The organism is Streptomyces sp. BK340 (genome assembly GCF_007827595.1).
In the GTDB taxonomy this organism is placed as follows: domain Bacteria; phylum Actinomycetota; class Actinomycetes; order Streptomycetales; family Streptomycetaceae; genus Streptomyces.
On sequence record NZ_VISR01000011.1, the window covers coordinates 44,925 to 70,838 of the forward strand.

Below are 25,914 nucleotides of genomic sequence, written 5' to 3' on the forward strand. Positions count from 1 at the left end.
GGTCCATCACCGTGCCCGTAGGAGTGATCGTCGAACCCTGAGGCACCGTGATCGGATTCCCGGCACCATCCAGCACCGGCTTTCCGTCCGGACCGACCACAGACCCGTTGCCGGTGACATGCGACCCGCTGGGCACCGTCAGCGAACCGGCCTGCGGCAGAGAGGACAGCGTGGAGGACGGGTCAGCAACCGGATTACCGTCCGGGTCCATCACCGTGCCCGTAGGAGTGATCGTCGAACCCTGAGGCACCGTGATCGGATTCCCGGCACCATCCAGCACCGGCTTTCCGTCCGGACCGAGCACAGACCCGTCGTCGGCGACCATCGACCCTGGCGGCACCGTGAGAGGAGTCGACGCACCCAGCGAAGGCGACCCCGAACCCGACGAGGAAACCGGATTGCCCAGCGCATCCATCACCGTGCCCGTGGGAGTGATCATCGAGCCCTGGGGCACCACGACGGGATTACCGGCGCTATCGAGCACCGGCTGACCGTCCGGACCGACCACAGACCCGTCGTCCCCGACCGTCGACCCCGCCGGCACCGACAGAGGGCTGTTGGAGGATGTTCCCGTGCCGGTGATGCTGGAGGTCGGGGCGGACGTACTCGTGGAGGCGGAGTCGGGCAGTCCTGACGTGAGGGACTTGTTGGCAGCGACAGGGCCGAGCGTGCTGGTGGGGTCGGCGGAGGAACCGCTCACACCCGTGATCGGGCTCGAGTCCGAGCTGATGCCGGTCCCAGTGGACGTGAGGTTCTTGAGGGGGCTGTCGGTACCGGTACCGGACGTGACCGTGGAAGGACTGAGATCGGAATTGGTGCTTGTGACCGAGTTGGGCTGCGTGAGGCTCGTGTTGAGCTTGGGATCATTCAGCAGGCTGTTCGGATCTGTGGTCTGCGCCGAGGAAGGAAGACGTAGCTGCAGCGGCACGAGCGAGGCCGGAAGCACCTGCGTCGTGGACAAGTAGGAGCTGTCGAGTGCCGACAGGGCGGAGCCGGCCGGTGCGTCCAGCATGCTGGCGATATTGTCGGTCCAGAGCTTCTTGGCCTGCGTCTGGAGTTGGTCCCAGAAGTCGCCGCTTTTCGGATCTCCCAGCGACGTGTTGATTGTGAAGCCACGCACGCTGCCCCCCGGGTTCTGGTCGAGCGTGATCGTCGCAGTGCCCATGACTGCTTTAAACGCCTGATCCAGGGCGTTCAAGGGCCAGGCCAGCGCACCGGCTCGCCACGCGCTGTACGCGTTGTAGAGAGCGACCGTGGTGTTCAGCAGTTGGGATCGGCTGTTCTGTATCGAGCTCGCAAAGCTGGATGGGGTATTGAGCTGGACGTGCAAGTTCTCGAACTCGTTGGCGAACGCGTTGAGGACGGCCTTGAATTCGCTGGCGGCGCTGCCCTGCCAGTCACTCGCCTCGCTCTCAAGGTCGTTCGCCCAAGCTCGGATGCGGGGGGTCCATCCCGTCAGCCAGGTGTCGACTTGAGTGAGCATGTTCGCGGCAGCGTCAAAGCTCCACACGCTGGTCGTGTCGTTCTGACCGGGTGTGCCGACCAGAGGCTCCAGGACGTTTGCCGGATCATGAACGAACTTGTACAGCGGGCCGGAGGAGTCGTTCAGCTTGGACCAAGGCAGGTTGGCGCTGACGACGATCGCATGGGACTGGGTGGAACTAGTGGTTCCGCCGCGGTTGGTGGAATAGGTGATAGTGACATCGAAGTTGTACGCCCACCAGAGATCCGAGTCGGCACCAGGGTCATGGCCGTCCACCATCTTTACGTTGTGCGATGTAAGCCAGGGGTCGCCGGTGACCTTTGAGCGGGGCGTGATCTCGGTCTGAGCCGTCGAGGCGAAGGCCCCCAGGCCGTCTTCCCAGTTCATCGGCGATTTTCTCCCTGTGACGTGGCCGACGCGGGCCGGGCAATGTCTGCCGAGGCCCGCGCCGGCAGGGCGCTCACTGCGGTTCTAGCTCTTGCTGCTGGTGGTTGTGGTGGTGGTCGGACTCGGCGTCGTGACCGTGGGGTTGAGTGTCCCGACGATGTCCGAAATGTCCTTCCACATCTCCGCAGCGGTGAGGTCGGCCTTGTCCTCGGCGTCGCTCAGGATGCTGTCGACCGTCTGGAGATCAACCGACATCCTGGTGCAGGTCTGCCGGAGGTTGTCGATCTCCTTCTGGAGGCTTCCGCACAAGTCGTGGAAGCGGGTCTGAAGGTCCTTGGCGGTGGACAGCTTGCCGCCGCCGGCGAGAACGTTGCCGAAGTGTCCCGGCGAGGACTCGCCACCGACTCCAGCGGCGAACTCCCCAAGGTCCTTGATGCCCTGGCTGTTCTGCAGGTCTTCCAGGAACGCGCCCAGCTTGTCCTTCGCGAAGTCCTTGAGGTACTGCTCCGAGACCTTGAGCGTCTTCTCCGCCATTCGTCCCCTCTCTTCCTTCTTCTAAGGTGCTCGGACGACTGGGAGACCGGACGGAAGATCTACCGTCACTGGAAGAGACTCGCGCCCTTGTTGTCCGCGTTGGTGAGGCACTCGTGCATGCCCTCCAGTGCATTCGTCCCCTGTCCGAAGTCGTTGTGCATCACGTCCTCGGCTTGGTGGGCGACCTGGAGGAAGGCGTTGAACTCCTGCGCGGACTGTCCCGAGAAGGTGTTGCGCATGTTCTGCAGACCCTGGATGAGTTCCTCCAGGTTGGAGATCATCGTCTTGGTGGCCTGCTTCATCTCCTCGGTTGCCTGCTGAACCGTCTCGTGCTGCAGTTGGATGTCTGCCACGGAACTGAATCCCTTCGATCAGTCTCTGTGCATGAGCGGGGACGACGGAGGCGTCGGCCCGCGGCGCCGGATCCGAGGCTGGACCCGCTAGCCGGCCAGCGCGGTGTACACCCCTCCGGAGGTGCCCCCCCAGTTGCCGCCCTGCATGTGGGCCTCTTCCTCGGCCGCGTCCAGGGCCTGCTTCACGCCGCTGGAGCCGGAGGCGAGCTTCTCAAACTGGCGCATGACGGCCTGGTAGTTGTCGACCCACTCCTGGACCTTCTGCTGGAAGGTCGTGCTGGAGCCGGCGATGTAACCCTGACGGAGTTCGTCGTTGATGCGCTCGGCCGTCTGTCCGGCCTGCATCATCGCCACCACGTGGTGTTCCAGGCTGGCGATGCCCTGCTGCATCGCCGCATCTTGCTGAGAAAGAAGGGCCATTCTGGGACTCCCTGCTCTGAGAGGGCACCGTGTGGCTGTCGCCGCCCCGGCGCCCTCTTATGGAATTCTCCGTTTGCTTCAACGGAGTTGGTGTGCCCGGGGGTTCAGGGAAACCGTCCGTGCCCAGACAGACTCACCATGTGACCGGCAATCCGAGCAGCCCGTGCACGATCGCGTTATGACGGAAGAGCAGCTCCTCGAACGGCGCCGCCAGGCGCAGTCCGGGCAGCCGGCGGAAGAGTGTCTGCAGGGCCAGTTGGATCTCCAACCGGGCAAGCCCCTGTCCGAGACACTGGTGGACGCCGAAGCCGAACGCCAGGTGGCGGTGGGCGTCACCTCGCAGGTCGAGCTCCCCGCCCTGCGGAAACACGGTGTCGTCCCGGTTCGCGACGGCCGGCATGCACAGCACTCCCTCCCCCGCCCGAATGGTCTGGCCTCCAACGTTGACGTCCTCCAGGGCGAGTCGGGCCACGCCCGCATGTCCGACCGGGGACAGCCAGCGAAGCAGTTCCTCGACCATGTCGTCGACCGACTCGGGATTCCCCCGCAGAGCCGCGAGCTGCTCGGGGTGGCGGAGCAGCGCCGCAGTGGCCAGGGAGATCATGTTGGCCGTCGTATCATGGCCAGCAACCAACAGCAGCCTGGACATCGAGGCGACCTGGCCCGATGTCAGGTCGGGACGCTGCACCAACCGGCTGATGATGCCGTCGTCGGGGGCGTGCCGCATGATCTCCGCGAGTTCTTCCAGGTACTGGGCCAGGTCGCTCCACGCGGCGTGCGTGTCCTCGGGATCGGCGCTTGTGTCCGCCAGGACACGGCTGCGTTCCTGGAAGAAGTCGTGGTCCTCGTAGGGCACCCCCAGCATCTCGCAGATGACGAGGGACGGCAGTGGCAACGCGAAGTCCGCGACCAGGTCCGCAGGGGGTCCCGCGGCTTCCATCCGGTCGAGGAAGTCGTCGATCATGGCCTGGATCCGCGGCCGCATGGTCTCGATCCGCCTCACGGTGAAGTACCCGGTGAGCATGCGGCGCTGTCGTGCGTGCTCCGGGTCGTCCAGCCGGACGAAGCTGGGCTCCCCCTTCGCGATGAAGTTGCGACCGGCATTAGGGAAGGGGAATCCGGGCCGGTGTGCCTCGGCGCTAAACCTGGGGTCGCCGAAAACCGCCCGCACGTCCTCGTGGCGGGTGACCATCCATGCGTAACTCCCGTCTGCAAGAGCGACGCGCTTGACCGGTTGCTCGCTGCGGGCCCGCTCGTGTGCGGGAGCCGGGGAGAACGGGCAGGAGCCCTGTTGGGCAAAGAAGACATCCTGGTCGCCAGGTGTCGTCGCCATGGTCGATTTCTCTCCTTCTGGTCCTCTGTCCCTGGGAACGGTGCAGTTCCTGCCTCGGACGACGTGCTGTTCAGTCCCTGTGGGTGTCGGTCACCGTGATGGCCCGGCCTGGGCAGCACGACGCGGCCAGGCGCACCGCCGGCTGATGCACAGCGGCCGGCGCCGGGTCCAGCAGTACAACGGCCCCGTCGTCCGGATCCTGGTCGAACACGTCCGGTGCCTTGGTGACGCACAGGCCGGACGAGCAGCAGCGGTGGATGTCGACGGTTACTTTCACGGTGTTTTCCTTGTCCTTCGGATCTCTCGGAATTGGCCGAGGGGGCAGGTGCGGCCGCCCCGGGTGACGACGGGCGGTTCGCCGCAGCGGTCGGGAGCGGGCGGATCTGTCAGCCGCCGCACTTCGGTGGTGATGCGGGAGGGCCGACCACGCCTCCGTTCGCAAGTACGGCCGGGTCCAGGCTGGGGCCGCTGGGCAGCATGCCGAGCAGCGCCCTGGGTACACCCGCCGCGGTGGCCGTGGTGTAGCCGAGCTGTTGAGCCGTCTGGCCGGAGGGCAGCGGGAACTTCACTCCGGCGTCCGTGACCAAGTAGTAGGTCGAGCCGGTTCCTGCGCCGGACAGGGAGCGGACCAGGGCTCCTCCCCCGGGTCTGACGGCGACGCGGTCGGCCTGGGTGCAGGAGGGGATCACGCCCGGCTGGACGGCCGGAGGATGTCCTGCCGTCGTCATGGTCTCGGCCACCGCGATCGAGAGGCGGGGTGATGCCGACGCCGGGTGGAGGGCGGCGCAGACGCTCTGATCCGGATCCAGGACGATCGGGGCGGGCGGCTTGGCCGGCAGCGCGTCGCCCGGCGAGCGCGGCAGTCTTCCGGCAGGGGCCGTATGCGCGGTCAGGTCGTCGGGTCCGATGGCCGTGGTGGTGACCGAGCCGCCTTGATAGGCGTCACGTTGCGTGCGCGGGTCCCCGCTGAGCAGCATGTACTCGATCCGCGTCAGCGTGACGAGCCCTTCGGCCGTGAGGAGGTAGTGGCCGCCTGCCGGTCCGGTGAACAACTGACCGACTGTGGTGGGCTGACCGGACAGTGCCGGCCCCGGGGCGCCACGGTCCGTTACCTCGGGGGCGGCCAGGTCGGGGCCGGAAGGGATCGCGTTGAGGAATGCCGCGGACACCTGGACAGGCTGCAAGCTGCCGTAACCGAGCGCCTGGACCGCTCCGTTGTCAGCGTCCAGGCGGAGTCGCTGTCCTTGCCAGAGCAGGTACCGGACCCCGTCCGGATCCGCTACGAGTACGCCCTTGCCCTTCGGCAGAGGGGATGCTGCTCTGTCCTGTTCGATCGCGAGGGTCAACTGTGGTGCATTACTTCCGGATTCGTCGGCACGCTGGCTCGCGCAGGCCAGCCAGGTGGCGCCACGCATCGTGGCCGGGTCCGGCAGCTCGTCCGGGGCTCCGACGATCCCGACCGGCGTCCCGCGGGCGGCCGAGGAGACGGATGCCGTGTCAACGCTGTCGACGACCATCCGGTCTCCGGCCAGTAGTTTCGCGCTGGCCTCGTTGAGCACCGGATGGAGGGAGCCGCCGACGTAGAGAAAACGTGCTCCTGTCTGTTTGACGACGACCAGCGTGCCCGGAGCCTTCCAGTCCGTGCCACCACCGGGAACGATCACCCCGTACAGCGCTGCCACCAGTCCGATGCCCACACCGAGGGCCACTCCCCAGGTACGGGCCCGGCCCGTCCGGCTGTTCGGGGTGTCCAGCGCATCCGGGTCCGCGCGCAGCATGCCCGAGGCGAGCCTGCGCATGATGAACATGTGTGCCTGAACCTGGTCGCGCCTGGATTGCATCCTTGTCTCCTCGTGTGCTCGGTGCGTCGTGTTAGGCGACAGGACGCCGTGGGCCGGAAGTCCGCTGAACCGAGGTGAACCGCCGGTCGGCTGGGCCGCAGGAGTGATCCACGCTGGGCCGGACGGATCGACAGCACTCAGCCGGTGAGGGTTCGCAGCATGTGGTAAACGCCAGCGATGTCCAGCGCGAGCGGGAACAGACTGACCGCCGTCATGGTGTGCAGGATGTCGCAGGCACGCCCGTAGTAGGGCAGCAGCCGCCTTCCCGGCAGCGTCCAGGCCGCGATGGAAAGCGCAGCGGCGAGCAGCAGGAGCGCGGACAGTGACAGCACCCGGCCGCCGTAGGACTGCGACAGGAGCAGGGTCGCGGTCAGGAGGGTGAGGCCGTAGACGCCGGGAAGCAGCACCGCCAGCCGCTGCCAGACACTGCCGAGCGTCCGGGCGTGCAGAAGTAGCAGGAGGGACAATGCGGTTGTCAGGGCGTGTACCGGCCAGCCCGTACCGGAGGCGAGCACGGTCATGCACGCCACGCTGACAAGCCCCAGCGTCGTGTAGAAGGCGATGAGATAGCTGTCGGCCACAGTGGTGCGGTCCAGCACTTCGGTCGCCGGGAACGGCTCGATGTTTTCCTGCAGTTCGTCGGCGTTGCGGGGCAGCGGGGGCAGCTGCAGCCCTGAGAGGCGAAAGGACACGGCCGGGATGAAGGCACCGAGGGTCACCGCCCACACGGCGATCAGCGCCACTGCGTGCTCCGGAGGAAGTCCGAGCATCAGCAGTGCGGCGGTGGCCACTCCCACGATCGAAAGCAGGCCGATGGCCAGGTAGAGCGGGACCGAGGCGGCCACGGCGGCCACGGCGAGCACCGCCCCGCCCGCCGCGGCGGAGCTGGCGGCGAGCAGACGGGCGCCGATCAGATCCGCGCCCTGGGAGCCGGTGGGCAACAGCGCCCCGGCCATGGCGAGATAGGGAACGGCCGCAACGCCCAGGGCGGAGCCCGCTCCCGCGTCACCGACGGCCCGCGAGGCGCTCGCGGCACCGATCAGCAGCAGTACCCCGGTGACTCCTGCGGCCACGGCCCGCAGAAGGTGTGGCCCCGGGAGGGCCAGCGCGCCGATGCCGGCGGTCAGAGCGAGGAGCGCAGAAGCGAGCGAGAGGTGGTGGGTCCATGCGGGACGCCAGCCGTCGCCCCGTTGCTGCATGCCTGTGGCGACGCCGTCGACGATGTCGTCGAAGTGCACGGGTGGCAGGGCGGCTTGCCGGGGGCGTACATAGAGCGCGTCCCCGTCGTGCAGATCCAGCGAAGCGGGCGTGGCCTCCTCGTCCAGAGGTTCACCTCCCAGCCGCTGGAGGATCCAGCCTCCGTGATCGATCCCGGTCTCCTCCATGTCCGCACCCGCGTACCCGATCACTGTCGGCAGCAGGTCGGCGAGCGGGATGTCCGCCGGTACGGCGAGCTCAAAGCCGGCCTCAGGCGCATGGAACCTCAGCCTGCACAGTCCGGCGACGGCGCTACCACTCACGCCTTGCCCTCTCTCTCCTGGAAGATGCTCATACTTGTGCGCTGGGTCAACGCCCCGGATCCGGCAGCGGTCAGGCGCGCTCTGCAAGACGGCGGGTCGGCGCCCGGCCGGGCGCCGACGAATCCGCCACAGGCGACGCCCCCATCACGGTCAACGGGGCGCGAGTGAGAATCCGTTCAGCCAGCTGAACCCCTGACCGGTCTGCGCCCGTCGTGCCGAGTGGAGGGCCCGCACCCGCGGGCGTACGGGCCGTCGCACGGGTGGGCAAACCTGCCGTCGGCGTCGAAACATGCGCCTGGCTTGCTGCCGGGAGCGACATGAGGAGCCGTTCTTGAGCGTGACCCTGGTCAACCGGCCCCCCAGGCGCCCTGGCCCGGAGATGCCTTCCGGCGACATTCAGCTGCAGGAGCCGCCGAGTCTGCCGGAGGTCCAGAGCGGCGCGTCAAACATGATCACCTATGCCCCCATGGCGCTGAGTTCGCTGGGCATGGTCCTGATCTTCATGCGTCCCGGCGGCGGCGCCCTGATGTATGTGGCGATCGGCATGATGGCGATGTCGGCCGTGGGCATGCTGGTGGCCCAGCTGTTTCGCAGCTCCAGCGACCGCAAGAGCCAGCTGCGCTCCGAGCGTCGCGACTACCTGCGCTATCTCTCGCAGATGCGCCGCCAGGTCCGGACCACGATCGACCGGCAGCGGGCGGCTCTTGCCTGGCGCCATCCGGACCCGACGGCACTGTGGTCACTGGTGCGCACCTCCCGTCTGTGGGAAAGGCGCTCATCCCACCCGGACTTCGGGGATGTGCGCATCGCGGTCGGCCGGCAGCGGCTGGCCACGAAGCTCGCACCGCTGTCTACCAAGCCCGTGGAGGATCTGGAGCCGCTGTGCGCCCATGCCCTGCGCCGGTTCATCCACGCCTACGGTTCGGTGCCGGACCAGCCCATCGCGGTGTACCTGCGCGGTTACGCGCAGGTACTGGTGCGCAGCGAGGACGAGGACTCCGAGGCGGCGCGGGCGCTGGTGCGCGCCATGGTGGCCCAGCTGTCGGTCTTCCACGCCCCCGACGAACTGCGCGTCGCCGTGGTCTGCGAGCCCGACCAGCGGGCCGTCTGGGAGTGGACGAAGTGGCTGCCCCATGCGCTACACCCTGTGGACACCGACGGTGCGGGTGCGCTGCGGCTTGTCGCGAGCAGCTTCGCCGAGGCCGAGCAGCTGCTCGGGGACGAGTTCGCCGGACGTCCCGCTCATGAGGCGGACGCGCAGCCGGGTCCGGACGAGCCGTACACCGTGGTAGTGCTCGACGGTCCCCGGGTCCCGTCGTCGAGCCGGGCGGCACTCGCCGGGTACCGCAACGCGACCGTGATCGACCTGGGCGGGGCACTCGACTGGAAACCCGACAGGCAGGTGCTGAGGCTGCGCATCAACGAGGGCGTCCTGGAGATGGTCGGTGCCGACCGCAACCGCAAGGACGACATCACCGTCCTCGGCCGTCCCGACGCCCTGTCCCACGCCGCCGCCAGCAGGCTCGCGGCCCTGATGGCGCCTTACCGCCTGGGGGACTCCACCGACAGCAGCGAGCCGCTCGCGAAGGACTTCGAGCTCACTGCCCTTCTCGGCATCAGGGACCTGCTCGCCCACGATGTCCAGAAGGCGTGGACTGAGCGTCCCGCCCCGGAACGGCTGCGGGTCCCGCTCGGTGTCGCCGCCGACGGGTCGCCGGTGGCGCTGGACATCAAGGAGTCCGCGCAGGGCGGTATGGGGCCACACGGCATGCTCATCGGTGCCACCGGATCGGGAAAGTCGGAGCTATTGCGGACCCTGGTTCTGGCACTCGCCCTCACCCACTCCTCCGAGACGCTCAATCTGATCCTGGTGGACTTCAAGGGCGGAGCGACCTTCCTGGGACTCGACGAACTGCCGCACACCTCCGCGGTCATCACCAACCTGGAGGACGAAGCGGCGCTGGTCGACCGGATGCGCGACGCCCTCCACGGCGAGCTGGTCCGCCGCCAGGAACTCCTGCGCCGGGCGGGCAACTACAGCTCGGCCCTGGAGTACGAAACCGCCCGCGCCGCGGGCACCCCGCTCAACCCGCTGCCGACCCTCTTCGTCGTGGTCGACGAGTTCAGTGAACTCCTTGCGGCCCACCGGGACTTCATGGAGCTGTTCATCATGATCGGCCGTCTCGGCCGAAGCCTGGGCGTGCACCTGCTGCTGGCCTCGCAGCGCCTCGACGAGGGCCGTATGCACGCCTTGGAGTCCCACCTGTCCTACCGCATCGGTCTGCGTACGTTCTCCGCGATGGAGAGCCGCGGCGTCCTGGGTGTCCCGGACGCCTACCAACTGCCCTCACAGCCCGGAAACGGCTTCCTGCGCAGCGACATCTCGACGCTGACCCGCTTCAAGGCCGCATATGTGTCGGGCACCTACCGCCAGTTCCGTCGGGCCGTGGCCCAGGAAGCGGTCGCCCAGCAGGTAGTTCCCTACGGCACCACCTACGTCGTCCCTCGTCAGCCCGTCGAACAGCCGCAGGAGGAAACCCCACAGGAGGAGGCGGAGACCAGGAGCCTGCTCGAGGTCGCGGCGGCCCGGCTGCACGACGCCGGGCCGCCGGCCCACCAGGTGTGGCTGCCGCCCCTGGAGGTGCCGCCGACACTGGACGAGCTCCTGCCGCCCCTCGCCCCGCACTCGCAGTTCGGGCTGACCACGGACGGCTGGGCAGGACGCGGCGCGCTCACCGTACCGGTCGGCGTGGTGGACCGTCCGTTCCACCAGATGCGGGAGCTGCACGTGGCGAACCTGTCCGGCGCGGGCGGCCACGTCGGTATCGCAGGTGCCCCGCAAGGCGGCAAGAGCACGCTGCTGCGCACTCTCATTACCGCGCTCGCCCTCACCCACACCCCGCGCGAAGTGCAGTTCTACTGCCTCGACTTCGGCGGTGGCACCCTGTCATCGATACGCGACCTGCCGCACACGGGAGGCGTCACCGGCCGGCACGACGCCGAGCGGGTGGCCAGGACCATCAGCGAGATCAACAGCATCATCGACCGGCGCGAGCAACGCTTCGCGGCCGAGGGCATCGACTCCGTCGCCTCGTTCCGCCAGCGCCACGCCGCCGGAGAGTTCTCGGACGACGCGCACGGAGACGTCTTCCTGGTCATCGACGGATGGAACACCCTGCGACAGGAGTTCCCCGACCTGATTCCGATCCTCACGCTGATCGCCGGACGCGGCCTCAACTACGGAGTGCACCTGATCGTCGCCGCGACGCGCTGGGCCGAGATCACCAGCGGACTCAGGGACCAGCTCGGCACGAAGTTCGAGCTGCGCCTCGGCGACCCGGTGGACTCGGTCATCAACATGCGGGCAGCGGCCAAGGTTCCCAAACTTCCGGGACGCGGCCTGACCGACGAGCACATGCACTTCCTCACGGCACTCCCCCGTATGGACGGCTCGGGCCGCCTGGACGACCTGGGCGAGGCCATCGGCGATCTGGTGAACGCCGTCTCCGAGCACTGGGACGGCCCGCGGGCCCCTGAAGTCCGGATGCTGCCGCTGCGGCTGGAGGCCGCCTCGCTCCCGGCCCCCGAGGGACGGCTGCGCGTCGCCATCGGCCTGGAGGAGACCGGGATCGCACCGCTGTGGCACGACTTCGAGGAGACACCGCACCTGATGGTGCTGGGCGACAGCGAGACGGGCAAGACCAATCTGCTGAAACTGCTCCTCTCCGGCATCCGCCGCGCCTACACGCCCGAAGAGGCCAGGGTCATGCTGGTCGACTACCGCCGTGAGCTGTACGACGCCGTCCCGGACGAGTACCGGCTCGGGTACGCGGTCTCGGTCGACATCGTGCGCCAGTTGGTGGACGGGACGACACGGGCCATGCACACCCGTCTACCGAAGGCCGAGATCAGCCCGGCACAACTGCGCCGACGGGACTGGTGGACCGGCCCCGAACTCTTCGTCGTCATCGACGACTACGACCTGGTAGCCACCAACTCGGGTACTCACCCCTTCGGACCGCTCCTCGAGTACCTAGCCCAGGGCACCGAACTCGGACTCCACCTGATCATCGCCCGCAGCGCCAACGGCGCCGCACGGGCCATGGGCGATCCACTGCTGCGGCGGCTGCAGGAAGTCAACACCCCCGCTGTGCTCTTCTCATGCCCGCCGTCGGAGGGCTATCTGTTCGGCAACGTCAAGCCCCGGCAGCTGCACACCGGTCGTGCCCTACACATCACACGGCGCCGGACGATCCAGCTGCAGACCGGCTTGCTGACCGAGCAGGAACCGGACACAGGCGACCCCACCACCTGACCACCTGCCTTCTCCCTGACCAGATCGCATCATCGTCCGCACCGATGAACCCGTACCCGTCCCGATCCCGTTGTCCGTAGCGCCCGGATCACAACCGCGCTCCGGCTTCCCATCACACAGCAGTGGAGGCACGCCCGATGCCCGAGGCCGTTCCCCGCGCCGGCCATGCCATGGGAGCCACCCCCGGCAGCACCGAACTGCACCAGGTCGGGCCCCACCTAGTCGTCGCACCCGCTTCGGCACTCCAAGGCCCGCTGATGAAGTACGTAGCGGAGCTGCCTTCCGATCCCAGGACGCTGATCTTGCTCGCCGCCGCACCCGACGCGGCATTGGCTCTTCGCACGCAACTGCCGTTGATCAGAGCAATCACCAGAGCGCGAAGCGTCGAGACCGTCGTCCTCGCCGCTTCGGGTCTGGCCACACCCGACCAAGACGGCCGGCTTCCAGCCGAGAACCTCGCGGCTGAGCTGGAGGTTCCGGTTGCGGCCCCAGACGGTCTGGTCTCCGTGCTGTCCGGCGGGAGGATCCGGGTCAATGCGCCTGGTGCCGCGGGCAACACGCCCGATGGCCTGACGCCGTCGTGGTGGCTGTGCGAGCCCCACCGGACACCCCGACGACTCGGCAGGGTCTGGCCGACGTCCGCCGCGGACAACGAGCCCACCACCTCTCAGAGCAGGCCCAAGGTGCGGACACCTGATGTCGCACGCTCCGATCCTCCCCGGCGTGCCGCGGCGGGTCCGGCGAGTGTCATCGAGCTGTCCGAGGGCTACTGGATCACCACTGATTCCGATCCCTCCCCGCTGCCTCCCGGCGCGGTCGGGGCGGCCTCGGCGGGTCCGGACGCCCTGGCGGTGATCATCGGGTCACCCGAGACGCCCTGTGTCCACCCGGACCTACTCGCCGAGGCCGTCGACGGGTTGGCCAAACCAACACGCCACGTGCTGCTCAGCGCCCCCTGGTCGCCGCCTGCCCTCCTGTACGACATCGCGGCGCGACTGGCGGGGCGCCTCGGACAGCCTGTCAAGGTGACCCCAGGACTGCCGTTGAGCGGTATCGACGGGCCCTCCCCGTGGATCCTCGACGCCGAAGGATTCCCCACCTGGGAGCCTTACCTCACCGAACTCACGGCTCACCCAGGACGCGGACGCATCCTGCCCACCGCCTGGCGCCTGCCGATGGCAGAAGCCCGCGAAGAGGGCCGCGCCGTCTTCACGGGGTTCGCCGACTGGCACCGAGCCGCCTTCACTGCGTTCACCGACTGGCAACTGGAAGCCATACCCTGCGGGATCTGGCTACGCCCACAGGAAGGCAAGGCGGACGGGGGAGTCCGGTTCCGGGCCGCCGACCCGCGAAAGCCCCTCCTGGTCATCGGCGACGAATCCCACCCCGTCCCCAAGGAGATCTGGGACGGTGTCGAGGACATCATCCAGCGCCTGGACCGCCGCGCAGACCGCCGGATGGGCCTGCTGGTACCCAACCTCGACGACCGCGCCCCGCAAGCCGTCGCCCGCTTCGTCTGCCGCCTCCACGACTTGGTGTGGGTGGAACCGAGCCGGCCCGATCGCGCCGTTCCGGTCGCGGTTGCCCAGCCGCAGCCGGTTCTCCCCGCTTCCGTGCCCGCCACGGAGAGCACACGATCGCTTCCTCCCGTCGCGGGCTCGGAGAGCCCGCCCGGCCCGGTGCCCGGCACGCTTCCGTTCACCGCGAGCCCCACGTCCCCTACCAGTCCGAGCACTCCCTTCGGCGGACTTTCATCAGCGAACGGACGCCCAATCCAGGACATCCCGCTCCCGCCCTTGCCCGTTGACTCCGGCTCCGGGAAGGCCGCACCCCTGGCAGAGCCGACGCACAAGACGCTGGACAGCGCCGGGGAGCCGTCCGAAGCCGCAGGGACCGCCAGAGCCCCGGAGCCTGCCCCACCGAGCCCTCCGACAGCCACTCACCGCCTGCATGTCTTCGCGCCGGAGACGTTCGCCCGACTTGCGGGGATGAGCACCGATGCGGAGCGCGCTGCGTTCAGGTCACTTCTCGGCAGCCACTACGTGCGCTACGCCAGTCGCGCCGACCAACTCGCGACGCGTCTACCGGGCCTGCGGTCGTCCCGCGATAAGGACATCACACCGGATCTGGTCGCGGCTCTCCTGTACAGCACAGATGCGGGTATTCCGGTCAGCTGCGACGAAGTGGTATCCCTGGCTCGCAACGGCAACGCCGGAGAATTGGCTGCCTATTTGGCCTGTCTTGGCTCGGGCCTGCTTCGGCTGCCGGTTCATCACGGCGGCGTTCTGCTGGGTGCCGAGGCCGACGCACAAGAGCTGGCCCATTACCAGGTCGGCACCGTCCTGGTCGAGCCCGCGCCCATGGTCGGTCTGCCTCGCGCGGACGCAGCCCTGGACGCGCCCGTCGAATTCGTCGTGTGGTCGACGACGGGCCGCCGCACCTCCCTCCTGGGCGGTCCATGGGTCGTATTCGGACCGGGTACGCGGTTCTCCGTAGTGGGCGTGGAGCCCGGCTCGAAGGCATCACGGCCCACACGCGTCCTGCTCCGCGACATCGGTGCGTCACTTCCCTCCCCCGCGCAGGACCGGCGAGTCACCGATCGCGACCGATCGGCGCAGGAGCGCCTGCGGCGCTGGCTGGAGCAGCGGGACAGCGTGGACCCTCAGCAGCGGCAGCGTGTCGAGAACCCCGAGCGATTCCGGCTCACTCCGGGACTCGCGCGGGTGGCAAGTGCTCGGCCGTGAACGACCGAGCCTGTTGACTCGGTTCGTACGGTTCTGTTTGCCGGGACTTTTACAGAAAGCCCCGGCGTTCACGCCTCTGTTGGAAAATCCGTGAACCGGTGATGATGAGTGTGCCGGGCTGCCGTGATCGGTCTGTTCGCCGATCGAGGGTGGGGCTGGATGTCGCTGGAGCCGCGGGCTGATCGCGAAGTGCCGGAGCTGACTGCGCGTGGGGTGCGGTCTTCATTCCCGATGGGGACGCTTGCGGCCCGTGTTCGTGAGGCGATCGGTCTGCCGTTCGAGGATGAGTCCTTTGCCGGGGCTTTCCCTGGACGGGGGCGGTCGGCGGTCTCCCCCGGAGCATTGGCGCTGGTGCCGCTGCTGCAGTATGGCCGAAGGGCTGACCGACCGGCAGGCCGCTGACAGGTCCGCGCCCGGATGGACTGACGTTCCTCCTCGGTTTTGAGCTCGACGACCCTGGGTCCGACCTCTCGCCGTCCTTGCGACTTCAGTACCCAGCTGATCGAGTTCGGCCTCGAGGGAAAAGGTCCTTGAGCGAATCTAGGGGCTCGGGCTGCTGCACACGGGAGGCCGGCGGACCAACTCCACCCACGTGCTCGCTCCGGTGCGGACTTCGAACCGGATGGAGTTCGTCGGAATCCCTGCAGGCTGCCCTGCAGGCCCTGTCGGCGGCGGCCCTGGCTGTCCGCGCGGGTCACCGCCGACTGGGTCAGACGATACGGCGCCCGGGTCGACTCCTAGCGCTTCCCCGAAGAGGAGAACATGCGCAAGTACCACCGCGATGGCGAGGGAGGTGCGCTGGCGGGGGGCAAGGACCTCCCGCCAGGCAGATGCCAGTCTTCTCTCCCTATGACCCCGATGCCCCGGGAATCCAATAGTCGCCAGACATGACCAGGTAGACCAGCATCTTGATCGTATCGGTGTAGTAACCGTCTCCGAACCGATGGCCTGCCAGCTCCTGCCAGATGCGATTCGTCCAATCCTGGTCACCCGCAGCCATGGCGGCCGGCCCGGCCGCGGCTCCGGCCTCCGCGGCCCGGTCCTCCCCGTACGGCCTGCAGTCGAGTGTCAGGTGCGGGTTGATCTCGGCGGGAACGGATCCGGACACCGACTTGAGGCAGGCCGACTCCTTGCTTGCTGTGGACAGGGAACTCGCCGCGGTACTGCGGCCGTACAGCAATGCGTCGGTGCCAAGGTGCCAGGGCACACGCAGGGAGTTGTAGCCGACGAGGTTGTCGGGCTGATTCTCCTGATAGTCGGCAGGCGCCGGTACGGGCGCAGTGGTGTCAGCATTGACCACGTAGTCGGACAACAGACCTGTGTCAGCGGAGTTGGCGCTGGTGAATGCGTCGATGACTGCCTCAGTACGCCTGACCACCTTGTTCCAGTCGTGGTCACGATCGAATGCGGCGAAAGTACGCAGGTGGTCCAGCATCATGTCACTCGGGCGAGCATCCGTATAGGGCCCGTCGTCCTCGCACTTGAGGTGTCCGTCAGGTGCGACGTCATGACGATAGACACCGGCGAGCCATGCCTTGGCATCAGAGGTGTAGCCACCCCACTGACGGTCGGCCAGGATCAGGCCGTAGCCGACGTCCAGGTCTCCGTCGGTGGCGGCGTCAGGGGTGTCGCGATCGGCGTACTTGCAGGTCCGGCCGTCGAGTCGCCACTGCATCATGCCGTACTGGTCGCGGTGACGCCTGACCAGCTGCCACAGTCCGTCGAACTCGGCATGTGCGTCCAAGTCATAGCCGGCCATCAAAGGGATGATGTTCATGCCGTATCCCTGGGATTCGGAGACGGGACCGCCGTGGCTGCCATTGTCGTCATCCTTGGTGGACACGTAGTACTCCCCGGGATGACACCCCTGGACAAGGTAGGTGGCCTTCCAGGAGTCATAGTGCTTCTTCACCGCGGCGTCACGCTCCGCCTGCGAGACCGAGGGCATGACGCCGACCGCATATTTCTGGTGGTGGGGGAAGGAAAGCTTAGGCGGGGAGTCCGAGGGTGATGAAGTGCAGGACGTCATGGTTGCCATGAGCAGGCAGATCGCGACCACATACCTGGCGGCACCCATCACTGCGAACGTTCCTCGTGCCGTGTCCACATCGATCCCTGTTCAGCTTTGTGTCCGGTGGCCGTATCGGCCCGGGTGAATCGTGGTGGGTACCACTGACGCCATTCCAAACAACTGCCAAGCCCCTTGCCGGGGAGGCTGCCGTACCTGGTCACGGCTTCGAAAGCGCCGGGTACAACGGTCTGAGGGCTTGGTACGCGCCCTGATACAGAGCGAAGAGGTCGTCGTAGCGGCCCTTGTTTCGTGGATCGGGAGTGACAGCGCGTGCGATACGGACCATCTCTTCGGAGGCGTCCCAGAGGTTCGTGAAGCATTCTGCGCCGACGCCTGCGGTGATCGCCGCTCCCATGAGCGTGGTCTCCGTGGTCTCCGGCATGAGGATGGTCCGACCTGTCACGTCGGCCTTGATCGCGTTCCACAGCTCGCTGCCGGCTTGTCGACCGCACACGCGGATGTCGGAGACAACGGCTCCGGCGCCCCCCAGCGTCTCCGTCAGCCATCGCAGTGAGTATCCGGAGCTTTCGATCACAGCACGAGCCAGATGGGTAGGACCGTGACGGAGGGTGAGACCGAGAAAGGCTCCGCTCGCGGTGTGGTCCCACACCGGCGCGCGTTCCCCCGCAAGGAACGGCAGGAAAAGTACACCGCCGCTGCCCGCCGGGGCTTGTTCGGCGGCGGCGATCACCTGAGCGACATCCCCTCCGGCGGTCGTGTCGGCCCACCACTGTGTGGCTTTGCCGCCTGCGGCGAAGGGCCCGCCGACGGCGAATGTTCCGGGCGCGACGCCGGGGACGGACCCGATGCCCAGTCCAGTGATCTCTTCTGGGGAACACAGGGCAAGTCCACCGGAGCTGCCACCGGTGTCTGCGGCTCGGCCCGGGCGCACCGCGCCCGACCCGAGCATGGTGGCGAGGGCGTCGGCCATGCCGGCCACCACAGGGATACCGTCCGGCAGTCCGAGCTGTGCCGACCAGGGGCCTTCGGTCCGGCCGTAGACCGTGCCCGCCTGCTGGTGGGGCGGGATGACCGCCGCCCCGGACAGGCCGGCGGCCTCTACCTCGGCGGTCGGCCACAGCGGCGCACCGCTGAGCCCTGACGCGGCGGCCGCGGTACCGCCCGTGAGCCGGTGCCCGATGAAATCCCAGGGACTGAGCGCCCAGCACGCTTTGCCGACCGACGCAGGCTCGTTCTCCATCAGCCACAGGAGGCGGTGAAGCAGGTTGAAGCCGGGTCTTGTGTCGCCCAGGCGCTCGGCGATTGCTGCACGCTGGCGCTCGGCGCGGGCATCCATCCAGGATATGGCTGGTCGTACCGGTCGACCTGCTGCGTCGGACAGGACGAGTACCGGGCTTTGGCCAACCGCGCATATCGCGCGCAGTTCCGCGGGCGCACCCACCGACATGACGTCCGAGACCGTCCTGCATACCGCGGCCCACCAGTGGTTCGGGTCCTGTTCAGCGGCGCCTGGCTCCGGTGCGCTGATGTCCGAGCACTCGCCGCGGGCGAAGCGAAGCAACCGCCCGTCCAGAGCGAACAGTCCGGCCTTGACGGCCGACGTCCCAATGTCGAGGGCGAGCAACGTTCCATTCGTCCCATGACGCGTTTGCACTGCGGATCCTTCGTATCGTTGTGAGCTGCGGTCGCCAGAGCTGACAGATGCGCCTCAGGGCCTGGAGACCTCGGGGCGGTCGAAGCGAAATGTTGCTTCGAACGCACCGCCCACCACCCGGCCGTAGGTGTGGCGTACCGGTTTCGAGGTGTCGAGTCGCAGACCCGGCAGCCGTTTCAGCAGGGCCGCGACACCGATGCGTATCTCGGTCCTGACCAGGCTGGCGCCGAGGCAGTGGTGTGCGCCGCAACCGAACGACAGGTGGCGGTTGGGCGTTCTGGTGGGGTCGAAGCGTTCGGGCTCGGGGAAGTGGCCGGGATCGAGATTGGCGGTGGATATGCACGCCTGGACAAGCGCTCCGGCCGGTACCGTGACACCACCGAGTGGGACATCGTGCCGGGCGCGGACCCGCATCACGGGGAGCGCCGGATACAGGCGCATCGTCTCCTCGATCGCGCCGTCCACGAGAGCTGGGTCGTTCCGCGCGGCGTCCAGTAGTCCGTGGGAGGCCAAACCCGCCAGGACGGGGCCGAGTTTGGCTCCCGTCAGCCCGGGGCTGACCGAGGTCATCATCGCCCCCATGACATCCCAGTCGGTGAGCGGCTCGCCGTCGACGAGATAGCCTTCGCGCTGTGCTGCCAGAAGGTGGTCGAGCAGGGTGTCCTCGGGTTCCCGCCGACGGCGCTCGATCAGGCGGGTGTAGTAGTCGCGGAGGTCCGGATGGTCAGTCGACAGACCGTTGTTGAGCGCTGACTGGCGTTCCCTGCGCCATCTGGTCAATTGGCTGATGTCATCGGGGTCGATCCCCGCCAGGGCGCTGGTGAACCTGCCACCCAGTGGGTCCGCCAGCTCACGGACGATGTCGACCGTGTCGGAGCTGGCCTCCAGTATGTCGTCGATCAGCGCGTTGATGATGTCCTCGATCTGAGCCTGCATGGCGAGGATTCTTCGTGGCTGGAAGTACGGCTGGACCAGCCTGCGCAGATCGTCGTGGCGTTGCCCGTCGGCGTTCCACATCCCGGCGAAGACGGGGTCGGCGTTACGGTCCCGCACCTCCCAGGAGAAGTCGTAGGCACCAAGCAGCACGTTTTCGACATCCGCGTAGGAGCAGACGATCCAGGCGTCCTCCGCCGCGTCGAAGTGCGGCGGGGTTTCGCTGGTCCACGGAAGTGGGGGTTGCTGCAGCATCTGCGCCTCCCGGTCGTCGTCTCGGCCGCGAGTGTCACCCGGCCCGGCGGCGCCCGACAAGGAATCGTTCCGCTTCGTGGAACCTCCTCTTGCCCTTCCCCTGGCCGGAATTCGATGGTGGTGGCCACCAAAGAAAGCCGTTGGAAGGGGTCTCATGTCCAAGACCATCGGGAGCGCGATACCGACCGCGGTGCTGGACATGCTCACAGCCCGTGAAGGTGACGGTGCGGAAGGACCGTGCATCATCGTCATCACGATCGACCCGGACGGACAGCCGCGGCCTTGTCTACTGAGCCCCGGCGAGTTGCTCGTGGTCGACGATCAGCAGCTTCGCGCCGCGGTCTGGCCGGGCAGCCGCACCACGGCCAACCTCGACCGCGGGGCAGCTGTGCTGATCACCGTTGCCGCGCCACCAGAGGTGTTCCATCTGCGAGCCATTGCGGAAAGGCTTCCCGACGCACCTGACAGTGAGCTTGCCCGCTTCACCTTCACTATCAACTCGGTGGAACGGGACGGGCATGAAGGACTGCCGGTCACGGCACCGATGTGGTTCGCGGCAACCGCCGAGGCGCGGCAGGAAGTGCTCGCCATGTGGGAAGAGCAGCGGCGGGCTCTCCGCCATTGAAACCCCCGGTCGCGAGTGGCCGGAGACGCACGTGGCATCGGTGCGTCCCGCCTTGGGGCGCCCTGCCGAAGACCCGGTGCCGGCAGCGGCCGGCCTGCACTGGGTGAGCAATCAGAACCACGGCCGCGGACCAGTTGGGGAGGAATACCACCATCATGCCGACACTCAGTCTCATCGGTTCCGCTGCGGGCGGCCTGCAGGAGCTCCGGACCCATCTGATGGAACCGCTGAAGGACCGCGGCTGGAGCACCGTGGTCACCGTCACGCCGAGCGCCTATTCCTGGCTCGAGACGGCAGGAGAACTGCCGAAGATAGAGGAGCTCTCCGGCTACCCCGTCTACGGAGCACCCCGTCTTCCCACCGAGACGACCGTGCCGCCGAAGCCCGATTGCTACGCGGTGGTGCCCGCCTCCTCCAACACGATTGCGCATCTCGCGCTGGGCATCGCCGACAACCAGGCACTGACCACAGCGTGTGCCGCCATCGGTGCCAGGAACACGCCAGTGATCGTGTTCCCCGTCATGAACCGCGCCTACGCAGGACATCCGGCATGGGATGGGCACATCTCCGTACTGCGCAACGCTGGTGTTCACATGCTGTACGGCGACGATGTCTGGCCACTCCCCGAACCGAACGGCGATCCCGGTTGGTACCTTCCCACCGGCCGTGTCCTGCCGTGGGATGCCATCCTGGCAGCGATCAGTGACACGGTCTGAGCCCACTGCAGAAGACGAGGGGCACGGCTCCGCAAGCCCGCGGGACCTGCCGGTCGCGGAGCCAGTCTCTGAGCCTGTCGTGGAGCCGACAGCAGTGCCGACCGCGGAAGGCGCCATCGCCCCTCCCATCGGGACCGCCCTTACCAAACTGGTCGGTATCCGCTATCCGATCGTCCAAACCGGCATGGCATGGGTAGCCGGACCTCGACTGGCTTCCGCGGTGGCGAACGCGGGGGCCCTCGGCGTCCTGTCCGCGGCAGCGATGAGCACCGACCAACTCGCCCACGCCATCGATGAGGTGAGGGCGCGAACCGACGCCCCTTTCGGAGTGTGCCTGGTCAATCTCCTGGCTGACGTCGCAGAAGCCAGGCCGAGGGCAAGGCTGCTGGTCGAGCGGGGGGTGCGGGTCGCCTCATTCGTTATGCCCCCGGCTCGGGACGTCGTGGACTTGTTGAAGGATGCCGGAATCGCGGTGATACCCGTTGTCGGGTCCCGCCACGATGCGGAGCAGGCGGTCGCCTGGGGCGCGGACGCGGTGATCGTGGAGGGCAGCGAAGGCGGGGGCCACACCGGAGAGGCGGCGAGCACCGTACTGCTCCCCCAGGTGGTGGACGCCGTGAGTGTCCCGGTCATCGCGGCCGGAGGCTTCCACGACGGGCGGGGGCTGGTGGCGGCGCTCGCCTATGGCGCGGCAGGCATAGCCATGGGCACGCGTTTCCTCCTGACCCGCGACTGCGCAGTGCCGGAAACCGTGAAGGAACAGTACCTATCCGCAACGCTGGCGGAGATGACCGTCACCCGTGCGTTCGACGGCTTCCCGCATCGAGCCCTCATCACAGGCAGCCGTGGTACCGACGAACGTACTGCACCGCGCGGTCAACTCCTCGACACCATCCGACAGATAGTCGTCCGGTCCTCGGACACCGGCCAGGGCCCGATGCGTGTCCTCAGGACAGCGCAGCGGCTGAGACGGCGGCAGGGACTCGAATGGCAGTCCGCCCTGCGTGCGGCCAGGACTCCGGCTCTGATCAAGGCTTCGCTCGAAGACACGGGCGCGAGGCACCGGGCGCTGGTGTGCGGGCAGGCTGCCGGGGTGATCGAAGACCTGCCGAGTTGCTCGGAACTGGTGGCGCGGATCACGGCGGAAGCACGAGTCGTCACAGCTCGTCTTCCCAGATGACAGCGCAGCCGGATGTGTGCGGCGAGTCGCCCTGCCTCGGCTGAGCCAGGCGTCCCGTGGCCCGCGTTGTCGTCCAGAGGCGATCGGGTGCGTCGCGGCGAGCGGCCGCTTCGTTCTGGGCGGATGTACCAGCGTTCCGGCCGACGGACGGGGCACGGACGCGGCGAAGAAGATCGTGCGCCACAAGCAGAGCAAGTCCGGGATGGAGCAATGGGAGAAAACGACCTCGTGAGGACAACATGACCGCCCATCTCCCCACTCGCAGTCGCCTGGTCGCCGAGGCCCTGGCCGCGGCCGGGGTACAGACCGAGATCCGAGAACTGCCGGACTCCGCCCGCACGGCCGCCGAGGCCGCGGCCGCGCTCGGCTGCGAGGTCGCCGCGATCGCCAACAGCCTGGTCTTCCTCAGTGGGGGCGAGCCGCTGCTGGTGATGACCAGCGGCGGCCACCGGGTCGACACCGCCCTCCTGGCCGAGCGGCTGGGCCTCGGTCCGATCGAGCGGGCGACGGCTAAGCAAGTGAGGGAGGCGACCGGCCAGGCGATCGGCGGAGTGGCGCCGACCGGCCACCCGGCACCGCTCCGCACCGTGGTCGACATCGCACTGGCCGAGCACCCGCTCGTCTGGGCCGCCGCCGGGACTCCGCATACCGTGATGCCACTGAGCTACGACGAACTGCTGCGGGTCACGGGCGGCACGCCGGCCAAGGTCAACTAATGGTTGCTGGTGCGGGTTCGGGCTTGGGCGAGCAGGTGGGGGTCGTGGGCGTTGATGAGATGAGGTCGGGGTCGAACGCCTGCCACAGTTCTGCGCGTCGCTCGTAGTTGGCCTGCACCTTGTGCCAGTCGTGGGCGATGACACGTTCCGTGGCGAGCAGCGTCTTCGGTGTCTTGCCGGTGCCATCGACTTGGCCGCGGTGGTAGAAGGCGTCACCGGCGTGGAGCACCCAGTGGTCTCCGGCGTCGACGGCGACCGCGGCGTGCCCACGGGTGTGGCCGGGTAGGCTGATCAGTACGATTCCGGATGAGATGTCGGTGAGTTCGGTGGCAGCCTCGAACCCTCGCCAGGCCTCGCTCGTCCCGGGCATGTGGCGGACGAGCGTCGGCCTGTGTGCACGCTGGGCGGGCTTGTATCGCTCCTTCTCGAACCGAGTTGCCGACTGGAGCGCTGCAGTGGCTTCAGCACCGGTGAGGTGGACGTTTACCCCTGGGAAGTCGGCCAGTCCCCCGACATGGTCGGCGTCGAAGTGTTCTCCACCGTTTGGCACTCTCATGAGACCCTCGTGCCAATGCAGCCGGGAGGGCACTGGGGCTCCGAACAGCTCAGAGTGTGGTTGCACTGAGAGTGGTGACGGGTTCCTGTAGTTCACCCGCAGGAGTGGCGGACCTACTGGTTGCTCGGCTGCTCGGCTAGCTCGGGAGATGCGTCGTTCCCCGCGCTGTCGTTGGCGATGCTGAGAAATAGCCTGGCGGCTGCCCTGGTGATGGGCTCATCGCTCTCGGCAAGCTTGTGCATCTCCTTGAAAAGAGCGTCAGTCACGGCCTCTTCATCGCCGACAGCACTGAGCGCTTGGCCGTCGATGATGTCACTGCCGACCATGGCTCGCAGCACCCTGCTCCCGACGGTGCCGGGGTCTCCGGCTTTGGTCGCGGTCTCGGCAACGCTCATCCAAACGCGCTTGAGTCCGTCGGCCTTCCTCCTGGCCTCGTTGAACGCAGTGAAGTCCTTCTTGAGGACGGTTTCAGCCGGTGCTCCTGGCGCCGTCCGCTCAACGAACAGGCTCAGTGCTTTCAGTAGACCGCTGCCATGGTCGAAAATCTCCCAGAAGCCAGCCTCGTTGAGCCATGAGTGCTCGGAGACAATGCCGTTCGCGGAGTTCACCAGTTGGACCGGGCTGACGTGAAGGGCCATGCTATGGCCCTTGTAGTCCATCGACACGGCCTGGTCTCCGAAGTTCACGACTCCGGCTTCCTGAAGCCGCTTGCGGACATGAACCGGAGCGAACCGCTTCATGCGCCCCTTGTCGTCCGTGGTCAGCCAGTCGGCAGCATGTCCAGGGTGGATGGCGAAGTCCATCAGGAGGTATTCGATCTCCAGGACGTCGCGCATGGCGTCGGACGCGACCGAGAAGTATCCCGAGAGGGTCGCTTCCAGCGCCGTCATGAAGTCCGCGTGGGCTCTCTGAATCATGAAGGTGATCTTCGAGAGTTCCGGCGTTTCGGCGAACGCCTTCCCGACTTCCGAGAGTCGGGTAAGCAGCTCGTTGATTCCCGCGAAGCGGACGTCGCCTGCGAGCCGCTTCAGATTCCGTCGGCGTCGAGCGTCCGCGGTTGCCAAAACGAGTGCGGGAACAGGGGCCCCGTCCTCGGCCATCTTCATGAGCTGCGACATGTACGTGTTGTTGTCCGTCATCTCACCTCTTCCTTCAACAGTGATGCTCAGCCCTGCTTCGTTTGCTGGGCAAGCCCAAATTCGAGGGCGTCGTCTGTGGATGCTGCGACGAAGGAAGCGGGGTGAGGGCGCCGTCGGAGTCCTGCGACCTCATCCCCGATGTCAGTGCTAGGTCGGCCGCCGCCCGGCTCCGGGTCGGCGCCTGCCCTGGGAAGGCTCGGTCCACCTCACCGTCGAGACTCTGTCCGCCCAATCCGACGTCCCGGAGGAACAAGTACTGCCCCAACGTCAGGTGCCGGATGTCCATGTCTCTGCTCATCCCGGTGGACAGCGGGTTCGAGGAACCGGCCGCGCGCAGCGGCGAGGCCCGCCGCAGGCCCTGCCCAGCCATCCAGTCCAACAGCGTGTTGATCACGGACGCCTCGCGGTCCCATCGGACTCCACCACCGTGCCCAGGTCACGGCCCCGCTCCGCCAAAAACTCCATCAGCCGCAGCACGATGTAGGCGTAGTGCCGCAGGATGTCCTCCGGGTCGCGACCCAGGTAGGTGAGGTGACGAAACCAGCCGCATGCTGGCTCGACCGGCCGCATCTGCCCGTCCACGATCACCGGCAGACGGTCCGTGAGGGCCCGGAAGTCCAGCCGCCGTAAGGCCTCCTCACCCACCTCCGCCCGGGCCAAGGAGGACCGAACCGCTGATCGGCAGGAATGCCTCCGGCGGGACATGCCGGTAGGTCGCCATCTGATACCAAGGCCTCTGCAGCGGGTGCAGCTCGGCCGGGCCGGCCAACTCGTCGCGTTGGACAACCGCCTTGGCGTTGGGGAACGCGGCCTGTGGGCGCGCGCCGAGGTCGTCCTGGTGCGAGGTCGTGACCAGCCAGCAGCTCAGGTCTCGGGTGTACAGGTGGTCGCACAGCAGGTAGTCGACGTCGCCCGGTCGGATGCCGAGGCGCGCGAGGCGCCCGAGCACCGCGCCGTGCTCGCGGACCGTCCGCCGCTCGATGATGCCCAACCTCTCGGGCGAGGCTACCGAAGTACGGCGTATAGCGACCCAGTTCGACGTCGCTCGGCTCGAAGAGCAGCACCCGCGGTCGCCCGTCGCTGTCTGCTACCGGATCACAAGTATGCGGTTGGTGATCGAGATGAACGGCGCGATCGCGCGTGACGCGCGGAACAGGCTGAACCGCAGGGGGGCAACG

At 67.5% G+C, this 25,914-nt stretch carries 20 protein-coding genes and 1 pseudogene; 6 read left to right on the forward strand and 15 right to left on the reverse strand.

Translation table 11 applies throughout. The features are described 5' to 3' along the window. The 8 genes and pseudogenes from FB157_RS20475 to eccD all read right to left on the reverse strand — a co-directional run. Nucleotides 1-1,870, reverse strand: a pseudogene (locus FB157_RS20475) (hypothetical protein); the annotation flags it as partial. An 84-nt stretch (nucleotides 1,871-1,954) separates the two neighbouring features. Further along, nucleotides 1,955-2,404, reverse strand: a complete 450-nt coding sequence (locus tag FB157_RS20480; RefSeq protein WP_145881778.1) for a hypothetical protein — start codon at nucleotides 2,402-2,404, stop codon at nucleotides 1,955-1,957. Between the two features lie 65 nt (nucleotides 2,405-2,469). Then, a complete protein-coding gene (locus FB157_RS20485) occupies nucleotides 2,470-2,757 on the reverse strand; it encodes a WXG100 family type VII secretion target (protein ID WP_145881780.1) in 288 nt (95 codons plus the stop codon). A gap of 87 nt (nucleotides 2,758-2,844) precedes the next feature. Next, the gene (locus FB157_RS20490) at nucleotides 2,845-3,147 is read right to left on the reverse strand and encodes a hypothetical protein (protein ID WP_145881782.1); all 303 of its coding nucleotides are present in this window, start codon (nucleotides 3,145-3,147) and stop codon (nucleotides 2,845-2,847) included. A gap of 163 nt (nucleotides 3,148-3,310) precedes the next feature. Continuing rightward, entirely contained in the window at nucleotides 3,311-4,510 is a 1,200-nt protein-coding gene (locus tag FB157_RS20495; protein ID WP_145881784.1) for a cytochrome P450, read from the reverse strand. A 70-nt stretch (nucleotides 4,511-4,580) separates the two neighbouring features. Beyond that, nucleotides 4,581-4,787 (reverse strand): ferredoxin, encoded by a 207-nt coding sequence (locus FB157_RS20500; protein ID WP_145881786.1) that lies wholly within the window; start codon nucleotides 4,785-4,787, stop codon nucleotides 4,581-4,583. 109 nt (nucleotides 4,788-4,896) lie between these two features. Then, entirely contained in the window at nucleotides 4,897-6,351 is a 1,455-nt protein-coding gene (eccB, locus tag FB157_RS20505) for a type VII secretion protein EccB (RefSeq protein ID WP_145881788.1), read from the reverse strand. 137 nt (nucleotides 6,352-6,488) lie between these two features. Further along, a complete protein-coding gene (gene eccD / locus FB157_RS20510) occupies nucleotides 6,489-7,871 on the reverse strand; it encodes a type VII secretion integral membrane protein EccD (protein WP_145881790.1) in 1,383 nt (460 codons plus the stop codon). 379 nt (nucleotides 7,872-8,250) lie between these two features. Between eccD and eccCa the strand changes: the two genes are divergently transcribed. Both eccCa and FB157_RS20520 read left to right on the forward strand, forming a co-directional pair. After that, the gene (gene eccCa / locus FB157_RS20515) at nucleotides 8,251-12,186 is read left to right on the forward strand and encodes a type VII secretion protein EccCa (protein WP_145882072.1); all 3,936 of its coding nucleotides are present in this window, start codon (nucleotides 8,251-8,253) and stop codon (nucleotides 12,184-12,186) included. A gap of 938 nt (nucleotides 12,187-13,124) precedes the next feature. After that, complete coding sequence (locus FB157_RS20520) at nucleotides 13,125-14,930, forward strand: hypothetical protein (protein ID WP_145881792.1); 1,806 nt, start codon at nucleotides 13,125-13,127, stop codon at nucleotides 14,928-14,930. Nucleotides 14,931-15,777: 847 nt separating this feature from the next. Here the strand turns inward: FB157_RS20520 and FB157_RS20525 are convergent. From FB157_RS20525 to FB157_RS20535, 3 genes are all read right to left on the reverse strand, one after another. After that, the gene (locus FB157_RS20525) at nucleotides 15,778-17,007 is read right to left on the reverse strand and encodes a glycosyl hydrolase family 8 (protein WP_145882074.1); all 1,230 of its coding nucleotides are present in this window, start codon (nucleotides 17,005-17,007) and stop codon (nucleotides 15,778-15,780) included. Nucleotides 17,008-17,158: 151 nt separating this feature from the next. Beyond that, nucleotides 17,159-18,586: an FGGY-family carbohydrate kinase gene (locus FB157_RS20530; RefSeq protein ID WP_186581602.1), complete on the reverse strand. Its 1,428-nt coding sequence runs from the start codon at nucleotides 18,584-18,586 to the stop codon at nucleotides 17,159-17,161. Nucleotides 18,587-18,670: 84 nt separating this feature from the next. Further along, the gene (locus FB157_RS20535) at nucleotides 18,671-19,804 is read right to left on the reverse strand and encodes a cytochrome P450 (protein ID WP_145881796.1); all 1,134 of its coding nucleotides are present in this window, start codon (nucleotides 19,802-19,804) and stop codon (nucleotides 18,671-18,673) included. A gap of 154 nt (nucleotides 19,805-19,958) precedes the next feature. Here FB157_RS20535 and FB157_RS20540 point away from each other — a divergent pair, with 154 nt between their 5' ends. The 4 genes from FB157_RS20540 to FB157_RS20555 all read left to right on the forward strand — a co-directional run bounded on the left by FB157_RS20540 (nucleotide 19,959) and on the right by FB157_RS20555 (nucleotide 23,041). Next, nucleotides 19,959-20,429: a hypothetical protein gene (locus FB157_RS20540; RefSeq protein WP_145881798.1), complete on the forward strand. Its 471-nt coding sequence runs from the start codon at nucleotides 19,959-19,961 to the stop codon at nucleotides 20,427-20,429. A gap of 155 nt (nucleotides 20,430-20,584) precedes the next feature. Continuing rightward, nucleotides 20,585-21,145 (forward strand): flavoprotein, encoded by a 561-nt coding sequence (locus FB157_RS20545; RefSeq protein ID WP_145881800.1) that lies wholly within the window; start codon nucleotides 20,585-20,587, stop codon nucleotides 21,143-21,145. A gap of 127 nt (nucleotides 21,146-21,272) precedes the next feature. Beyond that, on the forward strand, nucleotides 21,273-22,325 hold the full coding sequence (locus tag FB157_RS20550) for a nitronate monooxygenase family protein (RefSeq protein ID WP_145882076.1): 1,053 nt from the start codon (nucleotides 21,273-21,275) through the stop codon (nucleotides 22,323-22,325). 239 nt (nucleotides 22,326-22,564) lie between these two features. Further along, entirely contained in the window at nucleotides 22,565-23,041 is a 477-nt protein-coding gene (locus tag FB157_RS20555; RefSeq protein WP_145881802.1) for a YbaK/EbsC family protein, read from the forward strand. On the opposite strand, the gene FB157_RS20560 is transcribed toward FB157_RS20555, so the two are convergent. The 4 genes from FB157_RS20560 to FB157_RS20575 form a co-directional block, all read right to left on the reverse strand. Then, nucleotides 23,034-23,597 carry a hypothetical protein gene (locus tag FB157_RS20560; RefSeq protein ID WP_222440950.1) on the reverse strand — a complete coding sequence of 188 codons (564 nt, stop codon included), beginning with the start codon at nucleotides 23,595-23,597 and terminating at the stop codon, nucleotides 23,034-23,036. The two genes, FB157_RS20555 and FB157_RS20560, sit on opposite strands and share 8 nt — an antisense overlap. 113 nt (nucleotides 23,598-23,710) lie before the next feature. After that, nucleotides 23,711-24,736, reverse strand: coding sequence for a hypothetical protein (locus FB157_RS20565; RefSeq protein WP_145881804.1), 1,026 nt, complete (start codon nucleotides 24,734-24,736; stop codon nucleotides 23,711-23,713). A 390-nt stretch (nucleotides 24,737-25,126) separates the two neighbouring features. Beyond that, a complete protein-coding gene (locus FB157_RS20570; RefSeq protein ID WP_145881806.1) occupies nucleotides 25,127-25,381 on the reverse strand; it encodes a hypothetical protein in 255 nt (84 codons plus the stop codon). Beyond that, nucleotides 25,374-25,727, reverse strand: coding sequence for a hypothetical protein (locus FB157_RS20575; protein WP_145881808.1), 354 nt, complete (start codon nucleotides 25,725-25,727; stop codon nucleotides 25,374-25,376). Before FB157_RS20575 ends, FB157_RS20570 begins: the two co-directional genes overlap by 8 nt. Nucleotides 25,728-25,914 lie beyond the last annotated feature (187 nt).